Source organism: uncultured Roseibium sp., assembly GCF_947496995.1.
Taxonomy (GTDB): Bacteria; Pseudomonadota; Alphaproteobacteria; order Rhizobiales; family Stappiaceae; genus Roseibium.
Genome location: NZ_CANMFD010000003.1, coordinates 181,399 through 196,043 on the forward strand (window position 1 = coordinate 181,399; position 14,645 = coordinate 196,043).

Sequence of the window (14,645 nt, forward strand, 5' to 3'; positions counted from 1 at the left end):
GGGCTGGAAGGCCAACCCCACTTTTTGCGGAACGGGTTAGATCCCGTTCCCTCTTGCATTCGCGCGTTGTGTGTTCGCGAAATTCTATATGTCGGCGGGCCGAACCCATGGCGCGCGCTGAAAGTGACTGCTCCGGAAGGAGGCTATTACCTGCGCATGCGACCGGGTCAGGTCGATGTCGTCCCAGCCATTGATCAGCTTGGCGCCCTTTTCTTCTTCAAGCTCCAGTGCGATTTCCCGGCCGGCAATGCGGATGGTCCCGGCCACCAGATCCACGCTCGCCTTCACGGCTTCGACGCCGAGCGCGGCGAACAGTTCCTCGACCACCTCGGTATCCACACGGGCGGGCAGCAAACCGTTGTTGATGGCATTGGCGGCAAATATGTCTCCGAAGCTCGGCGCGATAACGGTCCGGATGCCGTGATCGACCAGCGCATAGACCGCAGCCTCCCGGGAGGACCCACAGCCGAAGTTGCGCCCGGCGACAAGCACGCTTGCCCGTGGGTGACTGTTGAGCGGAAACTCCGCGATCGGCGTGCCGTCACTCCGATGCCGGAGATCGTGGAGCAGATAGGAGCCATAGCCCTGGCTTCGCGGAGCGGACATGAAACGCGCGGGGATCAGCTGATCTGTGTCGACGTTTTCCAACGGCAACGCGACCGCGACGCCCTCGTGACGGGTCCATCCGCTCATGACCGGCCCTCCAGCAAGGGGCGCACGTCCGTGATTTCGCCGGTTACGGCAGCTGCCGCGACCATGCCGGGCGACATCAGATGCGTACGAGCGCCGCGCCCCTGCCGTCCCTTGAAATTCCGGTTTGTCGTCGATGCGCAGCGCTGGCCCGCAGCGACCGTATCTCCGTTCATACCGACGCACATGGAGCACCCCGAAGAGACCCACTCTAGGCCAGCCGCCATGAAGATGCGGTCGAGGCCCTCCTGCTCGGCCTGCAGTTTCACGCTTTGCGATCCCGGCGAGACAATCCCCGGCACCTTTGCCCTGCGGCCGCTGAGCACGGCCGCAGCGGAACGCAGATCCTCGATCCGGCCATTGGTGCACGATCCGATAAACACCTGATCCACCGGCGTGCCCGAAATCGGCCGGCCGGGCACCAGGCCCATGTAGTCGAGTGCCTCACGCGCCCGGAATCTCTTGTGTTCCGGCAGACGCTCTGGGTCGGGTACCGAAGCGGTCACCGGCAGGGCCTCTTCGGGGCTTGTCCCCCAGGTCACGATCGGCGCGATTTCAGCGCCATCGAGCGCCACTTCCCTGTCGAAAACGGCGTCAGCGTCGCTTGCGAGCCGCGACCAGTCTTCAATTGCGCGCGACAGGGCCTCGCCCTTCGGCGCGCGCGACCGGCCACGCAGATATGCGAAGGTCGTCTCGTCAGGCGCCACCATTCCGCACCGCGCTCCGCCTTCTATCGACAGGTTGCAGAGCGTCATGCGCCCTTCCATTGTCAGATCACGCACGGCGGACCCGGCATATTCCACCGCGTGGCCCTGGGCTGCATCTGCGCCCAGTTTGGCAATCCAGCTGAGCGCCATGTCCTTCGCGCCGACACCGGGCCCGAGCTTGCCGTCGATCGTGATCCGCATGCATTTCGGCTTTGACTGCCAGATGGTCTGCGTCGCCAGAACATGCGCCACCTCGGTCGCGCCGATGCCGAACGCAATCGCCCCGAAGGCGCCATGAGTGGAGGTATGGCTATCGCCGCAATTGATGGTCAGTCCGGGCAGCGTCAGCCCCTGTTCCGGCCCGATCACATGAACGATCCCCTGACGCGGATCATCGAGATCGAAACACTCGATACCATGCGCCCTGGTATTTTCTTCCACGGTCCGCACCATGCGCTGGATATCCGCGGAAGCCGCCGAAAGCGGTCCCTGTGTCGGCGCATAGTGGTCCACAACACCGAAGGTCAGGTCCGGCTCGGCCACCTTGAGCCCGCGCGAGGCCAATTTCGCAAAAGCGTGATGCGAGCCTTCATGAACGAAATGCCGGTCCACCCAAAGCAAAGCCCAGCCGTTCGCGCCCGCCACGACGACATGACGGTCCCAGACCTTGTCGAACAGGGTGGCTTGAACCGACATCACGCCCCTTCCTGTGCATCCGGTCCGATGACCGGCTCCCAGTGGCGCGCATCTTCCGCGCCTACACGGGTCAGAGACATTTCAAGCCGGAACATGTCCGGCCGGTAATAGGCGGACAGATATTCGATCCCGCGTCCGGACGCGTCGCGCACAACCCTTTTCAGGGACAGCAAGGCCGCTCCCACGGACACCCCGAGCGCTTCGGCAACCTCGGGAGCCGCCAGTGTGGCAGAAACGCTCTGATGGGCATTGTCCACCTGCACACCACTTCGCTCCAGCAGTTGAAAGAGCGCCGTGGTCGCCAGATCGGCCTCGTCATAGTGAGAGGCAATTTCCTCCGGAACATGTGTGGTCAGATGGGAAAACGGCAGACCGTCGACCAGACGCACGCGCGTGGCCGTCTGAACCCGCGCTCCGGGCGACAGATTGAGGGCGGCAGCAACCGCGGACGGTGCCGGACCATAGCCAAACGACAGGAGCCGTGCCGTGGTATTGCGCCCCATCTCGACAAGCTGTGGCATCAGGGACGCGATATCACCGGTGATCGGAGCGGCGGATTGCGACCGTGGACGCACGAACGATCCGGCCCCGACGCGTTTTTCTATGAGGTCATCGGCGGCCAGAGCATCGAGCGCCCTGCGGACCGTGACCCGCGACACGCCATGGATCTCGGCCAGCTTCTGCTCGGCCGGAATGGGAGCACCCTCGGCGAGAACGCCGTTCGCCATTTCATCGCGAAGCAACAGGTAAACCCTCCGGGCCTTGCCGCCTTCCGGCAAACATGTCTGTTGTTGCTCGCTCACGAAAAATCTCCTCGTATCAGGGGCTAACGGTAACCGCAGATTATGGAAAAGCAAGAACAAAGACCATTAATCTATCAAAAATTTGTCTTTTTAATATTCAAAATCTGTATTACAAAAAATACAAATAAACGGGAGACAGCCGTGCCGAGCGTTCATGTGCACCTTATGGCGGGATACACACCTGCCGATAAAACCCGCCTGATGAAAGCCCTGAGTGACGCGGTCCGATTTGTGGTGCCTGCCGCGCCCGAAGCCGTGAGCGTTTTCCTGAACGAGGTCCCCGCCTCCGACTACATGCGCGGCGGCACCCACCGCACCCCGGCGCCTGCCCTTCAGGATCCCGCGGCGGTCGTTCTGGAATATTTGAAAGCCATGGAAGCACGCGACCTCGACAAGGCGCAGGCCCACCTCGGCGCGGACTTCAGGATGGTCTTTCCCGGCACCGGAAAAATGGCGACAATCGCCGAACTGATCGACTGGGCCAGGCCGCGCTATCGCTTTGTTACCAAGACCTACCAGGGCGTCGAGGCTTTTCAGGGGGAAAGCAGCGCAATCGTCTATACGCGCGGTACGCTGTCGGGCGAATGGCCGGACGGCTCACACTTCTCCGGCATTCGTTTCATTGACCGGTTCGAGGTGACAAACAACAAGATCACGCGCCAGGACGTGTGGAACGACATCGCCGAAATCAAGGGCAAAGCATGACAGACCAGGCCATCAACCCGATCACGCTGGCGGTTCTCGCCGGGCGCATGGAGCAGATAACGGACGAAATGGACGCGACCCTGTTTCGCGCCGCCTTCAATCCGATCATCGCCGAAGCCCACGATGCGAGCCATGGCCTGTACCACGCCACCACCGGCGACACGCTGGTGCAGGGCAAATCTGGGTTGCCGATCTTTGTCGGCGTGATGAGTTTCGCGGTCAAGGCAGTCATCGAAAAGGCCGCCGCCGACGGCGATCTTTCCGATGGCGACATCTACATCTTCAACGACGCCCACATGGGCGGCACCCATTTGAGCGACATGCGTCTCGTGCGCCCGTATTTCCGCGATGGCCGGCTGTTCTGCTATCTCGCCTCCGTCGGACACTGGCATGACGTGGGCGGGGCCGTTCCGGGCAACTACAATCCGGCAGCGACGGAGGCCTTCCAGGAAGCCTTCATCCTGCCGCCGGTGCGCATCGCCCGCAAAGGGGTCCTGCAGCAGGACATCATCGACATCCTTATGCGCAACACCCGTCTGCCGCAATCCGCCATGGGCGATCTCAACGGTCAGCTCGGCGCGCTCGATCTGGGGGCACGGCGCCTTGACGAACTTCTCGACGAATATGGAGCCGACACCGTATCGGCTGCACTCGACGCCCTTGGAGACCGTGCGGAAACCCTGATGCGGTCGGAAGTCGCGGCCTTGCCGGACGGCCGATGGGAAGCTGAAGACTTCCTCGACAACGACGGCATCACGGACACGCCGCTCCCGATCCGGGTCGCCCTGGAAATCCGGGACGACCGATTGACGCTCGACTTTGCAGGCACGGCTCCGGCGACTGCCGGACCGGTCAACATTGCTCTGCCCACCGCTGTCGCCTGTTGTTATGTCGCCATCAAGCACATCTTTCCGGACCTGCCCGCCAATGCCGGCGTCATGCGCCCGGTGGAGATAAAGGTCCCGGACGAATCCCTCTTGGCAGCCAAGTTCCCCGCACCTGTCGGGGGCTACACGGAAACAATTCTGCGGATGATCGACGTGATCTTTTCCGCTGCCGCCCAGGCCATTCCCGAACGGGTTGTCGCCAATGCCTACGGCACCATCAATGCGCTTTCAATTGCGGGAAAACGGGCCAATGGTCAGCCCTGGGTGATGTTCAGTTTCTATGGCGGCGGCCATGGTGGATCGTCTGAAAGCGACGGCCTCAACCATGGCAACGCACCGATCTCGACCGCGACCATCCCGCCACTCGAAATCCTGGAGGCTGCCTATCCGGTCATGTTCCGGCAATGGGCCCTGCGCCCGGACAGCGCGGGGGCCGGTACGCACAGCGGCGGCCTGGGCGCCACCTACGAAATCGAGCTGCTCGAGGAACAGGCCGAAGCATTCCTTTTCGGTGAACGCGGACGCTTCCCTCCCAAGGGTGTGGCCGGCGGAGCAAGCGCCGCGACCAATGTGTTCAGTTACGAACAGGAAGATGGCTGGCACCAACCGCCAATGGTCTCCAAGATGCGCGGCATCAAGCTGAAGAAGGGCCAGAGGGTGCAGCTGATGACCCCGGGCGGCGGCGGCTACGGACCGCCCGACAAACGCGATCCCGCAGCCGTCGCCCGCGACGTGGCGCAGGGCTATGTCAGCGTTGAAGCCGCCAACAAGATCTATGGCTCTGCCTGGCAGGAGGCGGAGCGATGAGCAAGATGATCGGAGTCGATGTCGGCGGCACCTTTACCGACGTTTTCGTGCTGGATGAAAGCACCGGCGCCGCCCAGGTGGCCAAGGTCCCGACCACACGGCCGGACCAGTCCGGCGGCTTTCTGGAAGGCATCGGCCGGCAGGTTGCGGATCTGGCAAGTGTCAGCGCGGTGGTTCACGGCACGACGGCCGGAACGAATGCTCTTTTGGAACGCAAAGGCGCGAAGATCGGCGTAATCACCACCGAAGGCCTCAAAGACGTCCTCGAAATGCGCCGTCGCGACCGCCCGAGAACCTGGGGCCTGCGCGGCAATTTCGAACCGGTCGTATCCCGGGACCTACGGCTGGAGGTTCCCGAAAGAACCCTCGCTGACGGATCGATCCGCACCCCGGTCGATCTTGAGGCTGTACGTGCCGCCGCAACAGAGCTTCTGGACAAGGGCTGCGAGGCGGTCGCCGTCCTGTTCGCCAACGCTTACGCGAACCCGGAAAACGAGGCCCTGGCGGTCGCAGCCGTGCGTGACCTGTGGCCGAACCCGCATGTTTCCTGCTCCTCCGAAATCCTGCCTGAAATCCGCGAATATGAGCGTTTCTCGACGACGGCGCTGAACGCTTACCTGCAACCGGAAGTGAGCGGCTATCTGGACCGTCTGGACACGGCCCTGCGCAAGGGCGGTTTTGCCGGCGAGTTCATGATCGTCCAGTCCAACGGCGGGGTGATGGATACGGCCACGGCCTGCCGCCTGCCGGTCCGCACCGCCCTCAGCGGTCCTGCGGCGGGTGTGATCGCAGCCGGATACATCGCCCAGACGGCAGGCTTTCCGGACGTCATCACCGGCGACATGGGCGGCACCAGCTTCGACGTTTCCCTGATCGCCGGCGGCAACAGCGTCCTCAGCCCGCAGACATCGATCGATTTCGGCATGGTCGTGCGCACTCCCATGATCGAGATCACCACGATTGGTGCGGGCGGTGGCTCCATTGCCTGGGTCGACAAGGGCGGCCTCCTGAACATCGGACCGGAAAGTGCCGGATCGACACCCGGCCCGGTCGCCTATGGCCAGGGCAACACCCGTCCCACCGTGACCGACGCCAATGTCGTCCTCGGCCGCATCGATCCGGACCGCCCGATCGGTGGCAAGCTGGACCGGCTCGATGTCGAGGCGGCCGCGAAAGCCATTGATGAACATGTTGGCAAGCCCCTGGGACTCGGCTCCCTGGAGGCGGCTGAAGCCATTCTGACGGTCGCCAATTCCCGCATGGCCGGAGCGATCCGGCTGGTCAGCATCGAGCGCGGTTTCGATCCGAAGCGGTTCGCCTTCATGCCCTTCGGCGGCGGCGGGGCCCTTCATGCGGGCGCCATGCTCAACGAAGTCGGCATCGGCCGGGCCATCGTACCGCGCTATCCAGGCGTCACCAGCGCTCTGGGCTGCGTCATTGCGGACATGCGCCAGGATTTCGTCCAGACGGTGAATGCTCTGATCTCGGCGGTCGACCCGGCATCTCTGGCGGAAATCATGCAACGCCATGTGGACGACGGCATGGCTCTGTTGGACGCCGCCGGGACCAAATTCGAGGCACGTGATACCGTGTTTGAACTCGACATGGCCTATGTCGGTCAGACCCACACCGTGGCTGTCCCGCTGCCAGTCGCAATCGACAACGGCAAGGTGGTCACGCCGTCAAGGGAAGAGATCGAAGCCGCATTCGACACAGCGTATCACGGCACCTACGGACGGCTTTTGCCCGATGGGGTTCGCCGCCTCATGAACCTTCGCAGTTCGGTCATAGGCCGGCGCCCGAAGTTCGATCTGGCCACCCTGGCCCCGACAACCGGCGGAGACGCGGAAGAGGCCTGCACCGGCACCCGCCGCGTTCATTTCGGCGATACCTGGCACGAGACGAAGATCTACGACCGGCTTGCCCTGCCTGTCGGTGCACGTATCGACGGGCCCGCAATTCTGGTACAGCCGGATACCACCGTGCTCATCGAGCCGGGTCTGACTGGCCGTGTCGATGACTACGGCAACACCATCATCACCCGTGTGGAGGAGAGCGCATGACAGAGACCCTCGATCCCTCCCGGACCGCTCTGCTGACCATCGATCTGCAGAACGATTTCCTGCATCCCGAAGGGGCCTATGGCCGCGCCGGACAAACCGCTGAGAGCATCACCGCCCTGCCCGCTCGCATCCGGCCGGTCGTGGACGCTCTGAGGGCGCGCCGGGGAACCTTCGTATCCGCGCAGTTCACCCTCGTGCCCGGACCGGGCGGCGAACCGCTGATCGCGCAACACCTGAAGAAACTGCGCCCTTTCCTCGGCAAGGGCGACTTCGCGCCCGGTGCGTTCGGCCACTCCCTGGTGGATGCCCTGGCACCGGCCGACTATGTGGTCGAAAAGGTCGCCTATTCGGCCTTCTACCAGACGCGTCTGGAATACATCCTGAAAGCCCTCGGGATCGACACGCTGATCATCGGCGGGATCGTCACCAACGGAGGTGTCGCGTCGACTGTGCGCGATGCGCATCTTCGCAACATTCACACCATCCTCCTCAGCGACGGATGCGCCGCCTTCAAGCAGGATGTCCATGAGGCAACGCTTGTTTCCCTCGGGTCCGTCACCGACGTCATGACCTGCGCCCAGGCAGTGGAGATGCTCTCATGAGTCTCAAACGCCGACTTCACCAGGATCGGATTCTGACCGCCCCCGGTGTCTATGACGGCCTGACCGCCGCGATTGCCGCGGAAGCCGGTTTCGAGGCGCTCTACCTGTCGGGCGCCGCAGTCGCCTATACCCGGCTCGGGCGGCCGGACATCGGCCTGACCTCCGTCACGGAAATGGCTGACACGATGGCCCTGATCCGCGACCGGGTCGACCTGCCGGTCATCATCGATGCCGATACCGGCTTCGGCAATGCGCTGAATGCGCAGCGCACCATGCGCCTTTATGAACGCGCCGGCGCCAACGCCCTGCAGATCGAGGACCAGACCTCCCCCAAGAGATGCGGGCACCTGGCGGACAAGTCCCTGATCTCCACTGAAGAAATGGCCGGGAAAATCGCGGCCATGGCCGATGCGCGCGCCAGCGAAGAAACCCTGATCATTGCCCGCACCGACGCAATCGCGGTCGAAGGCTTCGAGGCCGCGATCGAACGGGCCGAACGCTATGTGGAGGCAGGAGCCGACGCGCTCTTCATCGAAGCACCGCGATCCGGCGCGGAACTGGCGCAGGTCGCCACCCGCTTCGCGAAGCGGATACCGCTTCTTGCCAATATGGTCGAAGGCGGCAGCACGCCGATCTCCTCCGCCCAGGACCTTGAGGCTGCCGGCTTTTCGATCGTCATTTTCCCCGGAGGGATCGTGAGGGCCCTGGCACGCACCGCGGTCGCCTATTACGAGAGCCTGCACCAGCATGGCTCCAACCGCCCGTTCTCCGATCGGATGTTCGATTTTACCGGTTTGAACGGCCTGATCGGCACGGACAAGATGCTGGAAACAGGCAAGCGCTATGACGGCTCCGGAGACTGACCCCGCCGTCCTGCCGCCGCAGGAAACGGATTTCGACGTCGAAACGCTGATCATCGGCGCCGGGGCCTGCGGCATGGTCGCGGCCCTTGCTGCGCGTGAAGCCGGTCAGGAGGTTCTGGTTCTGGAAGCCGATGCAACTGCCTCCGGCTCCACCGCGCTTTCCGCCGGCCTGATCCCGGCCGCCGGCACCCGCTTTCAATCGGAAGCCGGCATAAGCGACACGCCGGAACACTTCGCGCAAGACATTCAGGCCAAGGCCAAGGGCGAGAACGACCAGGCGCTTGTCGATGCGCTGGCGCAAGGGTCGGCCCCTGCCATCGAGTGGCTGGCGGAGCGATACGGCCTGCCTTTTTCCGTTGTTTCCGATTTCGACTATCCGGGACATTCCCGCCGCCGCATGCACGGCCTGCCGACCCGGTCCGGTCAGGAGCTCGTGGACCGTTTGCGCAGCGCCTGCGAAAGCCGGGAGATAGACATCATCTGCAATCGGCGCGTCAGGACACTTCTTGCCGATGGCCGCCAGATCACCGGCGTCATCGCCACGCGCGGCGACGGCGGCCAGGAGCGCATCGGCTGCAAGCGCCTGATCCTCGCCTGCAACGGCTTTGGCGGAAACCGCAAGCTCGTGCGGGACCACATGCCAGAAATCGCCGAGGCCCTCTGGTTCGGCCACGAAGGCAACCGGGGCGAGGTTCTGGGCTGGGCGTCGCAATTGGGCGCTGCCACCCGGCATCTCGGGGCCTATCAGGGCCATGGCAATGTCGCCCATCCGAACGGCATCCTGATCACCTGGGCCGTGATCACCGAAGGCGGTGTTCAGGTCAACACGAACGCGCGGCGGTTCTGGAACGAAAGCCTGGGATACTCCGAAGCCGCACGCCAGGTGCTGGCCCAGCCGGGCGGCATCGCCTGGACGATCTTCGACGGCCGCATCGCCGACATCGCCCGCCAGTTCGCTGACTTCAAGGACGCCGAAGCCCAGGGTGCCATCAGGCAGGCCGAGACGATTGCCGAACTGGCCAGGGCCTGCAGCCTCGACCCGGATACGCTGGAGGCAACTCTGACCTCTCTTCCAAATGAGGCACCGGACGCATTCGGCCGCCACTTCACCGGCCCACCCCTGACGCCGCCCTATTGCGCAGTGAAGGTCACCGGCGCCCTGTTTCACACCCAGGGCGGCCTGGACGTTGCTCCCAACGGCCAGGTGCGTGGCACAGACGGCGCTTTGTTCCCGAACCTCTTCGCCGCCGGAGGCGCAGCTTGCGGCGTATCGGGCAGCGCCGACAGCGGCTACCTCTCCGGCAACGGCCTCCTCAGCGCGGTCGTTCTGGGACGTGCCGCGGGCGTGGGTTAGGTGTCGGTTCAATTTGAACGCAACAGGATCCGATAAGCCCGCTAGATTGCGGACATAGGTAACTTTTCCTTGATTGTTCCCAACGATAATTGCCCGGTTCCTGTCATCGGCGTCCGGACCCGGTCCTATGAATGTCATCGAACTAACGTACAATTACGTCTTGACGGCTTTCACCAGTCTGCTGAGCACATTCGTCACGCCGAGCAGCTTTCTCAGTGCCGGCCCGCTGATTGTTGCTTTTCTGATCGCGTTTGCCGTTGTTTACGTGCGTATGGCCTTGCGGGCAGGCAGTTGGTTCGTAAACCCCGTGAAAATGCTGCGGATGCTGTTCCCGAAACGGATCTTTTTCCACCATTCCGCCCGGATGGATTACCTTGTCCTTCTGATCAACAACGGATTTTTGTTCTTCCTGACTCTATCTCTGGTGCTGACGCCGGCTTTCATAGCGGAAACAATATTCTGGGCGGGAAATGAATTCGGCGGGATATCCGCGACGGGTGAGACAACCTTGCTGCACCGGATCGCCTTTACGATAGTCCTCGTCCTCGCCTGGGATTTCGGTGCGACCTACGCCCACTATCTGAAACACAAGGTTCCGCTGTTGTGGGAGTTTCACAAGGTCCATCACAGCGCGGAAGTCTTGACTCCCGTCACGGCCTTGCGCCGTCACCCGGTCGACATGCTCGTCGGCAGTCTGGTGACGACACTGTCTCTTGGTGTTGCCACGGGGCTCTGGTTCGTAACCGTAGGCAAGGGAACAGAAGCCATCACGATTTTCGGCGCCTGGGCGGGCATCTACATCTGGCGTCTGCTCGGTTACAATTTGCGCCATTCGCACATCTGGATTTCCTACGGCGATTTCTGGAACAGGGTATTTATTTCGCCGGCACAGCACCAGATTCATCACAGCACGGAAGAGATGCATTACGACAAGAACTTCGGGCACATTTTTTCATTCTGGGACGCCATGTTCGGGACGCTTTATCTGCCGCGGCACGAAGAGCGCGTCCGCTTCGGCATCGACGAGAATGAAATGGAGGATTTCCGGTCCCTGGGCGGCGTCTACCTCTCTCCGATCCGCAAGTCGCTGACCTATTTCAGTTCAAACCGGTAACGCCCGGATGCCGGTTCCCCCTTGCTATTCAGCTCTCTAACCTTTCTGGCAGGGTTCCTGCCGATCGTGCTCGCCGGGACCTTCCTGCTGCGCCGCTTCGCGGGCACAGGCACGATATTGCTGTTCCTGCTGGTTTCATCACTTGTCTTCTATTCCTGGATGTTCCCGGCCTATCTCTTTCTGCTGATCGGGTCGGTCCTGGTGAATTACCTTCTTGCCTGCAAGCTGTCCTCGCACCCGGGCAAGCCCCTGCTCTGGCTCGGCATCGGCCTGAATCTCGGCTTGCTCGGCTGGTTCAAATACGCCCTTTTCTTTACGGAAACGCTCACCGTCCTGACGGGCCATCCGTTCAACCTGCCGGATATCCTGCTGCCGCTTGCCATTTCCTTTTTCACCTTTCAGCAGATCGCTTATCTGGTTGACGTGTTCCAGGGTAAGACCCGCCCGGGAAATGTGCTGGAATACGCCTTCTTCATCTGCTTTTTTCCGCAGCTTATCGCCGGACCGATCGTCCACCACAAACAGATCATTCCACAATTGCAAATGCCGGCTTTTGCAAGGTTCCACAGCCAGGACCTTCTTGCAGGCACGCTTCTGTTCGCGCTAGGTCTGGCCAAGAAAGTGTTGCTGGCCGATTCCTTCCGTCATGGCGCGGATCGTCTTTTTGACGTCGATGCTCTGGGGCTCGAACCCAGTTTCGCCGAGGCCTGGCTGGGCATGGTCTGCTACAGTTTCCAGATATACTTCGATTTTTCCGGCTATTCGGACATGGCGGTCGGATTGGGCAGGATGTTCGGGATACGCCTTCCGATAAACTTCTTCTCACCGTACAAGGCGAGCAGCATCATCGATTTCTGGCGCCGCTGGAATATCACCCTGTCGCAGTTCCTCAGAGACTACCTCTATATTCCGCTCGGCGGAAACCGACACGGCCGCGTTATGCGATACGTCAATCTGTTCATCGTGATGCTGCTGGGAGGTCTCTGGCATGGCGGTAGCTGGACATTCGTCGTCTGGGGCGGCCTGCATGGCCTTTACCTTTGTGTGAATCATGCATGGCGCAACTATACAAGGCTGCCTCTACCACACCCGGTCGCGGTATCGGTGACCTTCCTTGCTGTCCTGATTGCCTGGGTCTTCTTTCGCGCCGATAGTTTCTCCAGCGCCTCCGACATCCTTGCGGTCATGACCGGTTTCGGAACGATGCCTGCGATAAGCTTTCCCGTTTTCAGGGACTTCTTCTGGATCGTGCCTTATCTGCTGGCCGGCGCTGCCATCGTCTGGCTCGTACCCAATTCGATTGAACTGGTCTCGAGACTGGAGAGCAACCGGATGACGTGGCTGCAGTCCCGGGCGTTCACGATTTCGGCAGCAATTCTTGCGATGCTCTCCGTGTTCAGCGTCTATTCAAAGGGGACTTATGAATTCCTCTATTTCCAGTTCTGATGCCCGCACATCTCTGGCGGTGTTCGTCACTGTGTTCTTCTGCGGGGTGCTGTTGCTTGCTGTTGCCAGCGAATGGCTGCTGCGCCGGGAAGTTCTGCCGCAAGACGATTTCTCGGCGCATAAGCGGCTGTTCCAGAACGCTGAACAACGCAACGCCTCATTCGGCGACAGTCACGTCGCCAGAGGACTTGTTCCCGAGACCGGCGCGGTAAATCTCGCATATCCGTCCGAGGGCATTGCCCATATCGCTCTGAAGGTACGTGCCTATTTCGCTGAAAAGGCACCGGGCACCGTCATCCTTCCCGCCGACCCTCATCTGTTGTCTTCCTACCGTCTCGCGAACCGGCCGAACCCCGATTATCTTGAGGAGTTGAACAGCCCTGCTGATCCGTCATGGGACAAACTGCTCATCCTGGATCCGCGTTACCGCAGCAGGCTGGCCCAGCTTTGGTTGCGTTATCTGCTTTCTGGGGGCGAACTGGTTTCGAAGGTCGAAATCCTGCCGAATGGCGCAATGTTGTCACCTGGAGATCTGTCCGCACCAGACAGCGCTTGGCGGGCCTACGCGAGCCGCGACCGCGTCAGGCTACACCGGACCGGGGCACGCAAGCAGGTCGAAGCGGAAAAGCAGCTCTTCAGCCGGTTGCTGGACGACCTTGCCGAAAAGGGAGCGCGAATCTGCCTCGTCACCTTTCCCCTTTCTCCCGATTACAGGAACGCCATGAAGGCGACCTATTCAGATCAGGAACGATCGGACTGGCACAAGAGCCTCGCTTTTTTTGAGGCCGAAGCACGGCGCGTGGGCGGGCGCCACGTGGACCTGCACGCAGCGGTGCAGGATCGGTCTCTCTTCCGGGACGTGGACCACCTCAATTCACATGGTGCTCTCATCTACTCGGAGGAAATCAACCGTCGTTGCGCGGAAATTCCAGCGACAGGCTCATAAGCAGGATGAACCAACTGTTTTATGCCAACGGCGATTGACGGAAACCTCTTTGAATAGCGGATAGATGCTGTCGTCAGCCTTCACTTTGCAACACCGCATGCAATTGGCCTCATGGCCTGGTCACGCCCTCGGCGAGGGTTTGTATCAGGGCGACAGCGCCGGAGATTGGTTGCAGGCGGCTCGCGGTGTCTGCTCCCAGCAGCAGGGAGACCTCTGCATATCTGGCAAGCGGGCTTTCGCTCCTGTCGGTCAGGCAGACGATCCTGCGGCCCGAGACATGCGCATCGAGCACCGCGTCCACCACATGCTTGGAATAGGGTGAGAACGCAATCGCGAACAGGATATCGTCGTTGGCAAGGGTTGCGATCTGCGGCCCGGCCATGCCTCCGGCGAAATCCAGCAGGCTGCAGGACCGTTCTCCCCGCAACAGGCAATAGTGCAGATAGTCGGCAATCGGCCGCGACCGGCGCAGGCCAGCAATATAGATATGGCGGGCTCCGCGCAGCACCTGGACAGCCTTGTTCAGAGCGTCCAGATCACAATCTTTCTCCAAGCTCTTCAGGCTTTCCAGATGCGCTGCGATACATTGGCCGAGATCGGCCTTTACATCGCCCGGCACCGCGTCCCTGTCGTGTTCCAGCACCTGCTCGCGGATGTCCGCATTGCCCTCGATGAGACGCTGGCGGAAGACTTTCTGCAGGTCCGAAAAACCGGTGTAACCGAACTCCTTGGCGAAACGGATCAGGGTCGAAGGCTGGATGCCAAGCGACTCCGCGATCACCGGCGTTGTGTTGAGGGCAAAGCTGTTGGGCGCCTCCAGAGAGGCGCGCGCAATGCGCTGAAGATGCGGACTGAGATCCGAAAAGCGGTCGCGAATCCTTTGCCGGAGGGCATCGAAAGTCTCTGGGGCGATATGGGTCATGTGCGGTAAATCTCTGATTCTCATGTTTGAATTTTTTTTC

General features: G+C 61.6%; 13 protein-coding genes. 9 read left to right on the plus strand and 4 right to left on the minus strand.

Translation table 11 applies throughout. The features are described from left to right. Positions 1–84 precede the first annotated feature (84 nt). Genes leuD through Q1B40_RS13700 form a run of 3 tightly spaced genes read right to left on the minus strand, consistent with a single transcriptional unit; the run spans position 85 to position 2,896 of the window. Entirely contained in the window at positions 85–693 is a 609-nt protein-coding gene (gene leuD / locus Q1B40_RS13690; protein ID WP_299815478.1) for a 3-isopropylmalate dehydratase small subunit, read from the minus strand. Then, the gene (gene leuC / locus Q1B40_RS13695) at positions 690–2,093 is read right to left on the minus strand and encodes a 3-isopropylmalate dehydratase large subunit (RefSeq protein ID WP_299815481.1); all 1,404 of its coding nucleotides are present in this window, start codon (positions 2,091–2,093) and stop codon (positions 690–692) included. Before leuC ends, leuD begins: the two co-directional genes overlap by 4 nt. Next, on the minus strand, positions 2,093–2,896 hold the full coding sequence (locus Q1B40_RS13700) for a GntR family transcriptional regulator (RefSeq protein WP_299815484.1): 804 nt from the start codon (positions 2,894–2,896) through the stop codon (positions 2,093–2,095). Before Q1B40_RS13700 ends, leuC begins: the two co-directional genes overlap by 1 nt. Positions 2,897–3,037: 141 nt before the next feature. Here Q1B40_RS13700 and Q1B40_RS13705 point away from each other — a divergent pair, with 141 nt between their 5' ends. From Q1B40_RS13705 to Q1B40_RS13745, 9 genes are all read left to right on the plus strand, one after another. Then, complete coding sequence (locus Q1B40_RS13705; protein WP_299815487.1) at positions 3,038–3,601, plus strand: tautomerase family protein; 564 nt, start codon at positions 3,038–3,040, stop codon at positions 3,599–3,601. After that, entirely contained in the window at positions 3,598–5,295 is a 1,698-nt protein-coding gene (locus Q1B40_RS13710) for a hydantoinase B/oxoprolinase family protein (RefSeq protein ID WP_299815490.1), read from the plus strand. The genes Q1B40_RS13705 and Q1B40_RS13710 overlap by 4 nt, the downstream gene beginning before the upstream one ends. Continuing rightward, entirely contained in the window at positions 5,292–7,358 is a 2,067-nt protein-coding gene (locus Q1B40_RS13715; RefSeq protein ID WP_299815493.1) for a hydantoinase/oxoprolinase family protein, read from the plus strand. The genes Q1B40_RS13710 and Q1B40_RS13715 overlap by 4 nt, the downstream gene beginning before the upstream one ends. Next, positions 7,355–7,960, plus strand: coding sequence for a cysteine hydrolase (locus tag Q1B40_RS13720; RefSeq protein WP_299815495.1), 606 nt, complete (start codon positions 7,355–7,357; stop codon positions 7,958–7,960). Before Q1B40_RS13715 ends, Q1B40_RS13720 begins: the two co-directional genes overlap by 4 nt. Continuing rightward, on the plus strand, positions 7,957–8,823 hold the full coding sequence (locus tag Q1B40_RS13725) for an isocitrate lyase/phosphoenolpyruvate mutase family protein (RefSeq protein WP_299815498.1): 867 nt from the start codon (positions 7,957–7,959) through the stop codon (positions 8,821–8,823). Before Q1B40_RS13720 ends, Q1B40_RS13725 begins: the two co-directional genes overlap by 4 nt. Beyond that, positions 8,804–10,177 carry an FAD-dependent oxidoreductase gene (locus tag Q1B40_RS13730; protein ID WP_299815501.1) on the plus strand — a complete coding sequence of 458 codons (1,374 nt, stop codon included), beginning with the start codon at positions 8,804–8,806 and terminating at the stop codon, positions 10,175–10,177. Before Q1B40_RS13725 ends, Q1B40_RS13730 begins: the two co-directional genes overlap by 20 nt. Before the next feature lie 127 nt (positions 10,178–10,304). Next, a complete protein-coding gene (locus Q1B40_RS13735) occupies positions 10,305–11,291 on the plus strand; it encodes a sterol desaturase family protein (protein ID WP_299815504.1) in 987 nt (328 codons plus the stop codon). Positions 11,292–11,312: 21 nt separating this feature from the next. Further along, positions 11,313–12,737, plus strand: coding sequence for an MBOAT family protein (locus Q1B40_RS13740; protein ID WP_299815507.1), 1,425 nt, complete (start codon positions 11,313–11,315; stop codon positions 12,735–12,737). After that, on the plus strand, positions 12,712–13,683 hold the full coding sequence (locus Q1B40_RS13745) for a hypothetical protein (RefSeq protein WP_299815510.1): 972 nt from the start codon (positions 12,712–12,714) through the stop codon (positions 13,681–13,683). Before Q1B40_RS13740 ends, Q1B40_RS13745 begins: the two co-directional genes overlap by 26 nt. A 109-nt stretch (positions 13,684–13,792) precedes the next feature. On the opposite strand, the gene Q1B40_RS13750 is transcribed toward Q1B40_RS13745, so the two are convergent. Further along, positions 13,793–14,605, minus strand: coding sequence for a MurR/RpiR family transcriptional regulator (locus Q1B40_RS13750; protein WP_299815513.1), 813 nt, complete (start codon positions 14,603–14,605; stop codon positions 13,793–13,795). Between the last annotated feature and the right edge of the window lie 40 nt (positions 14,606–14,645).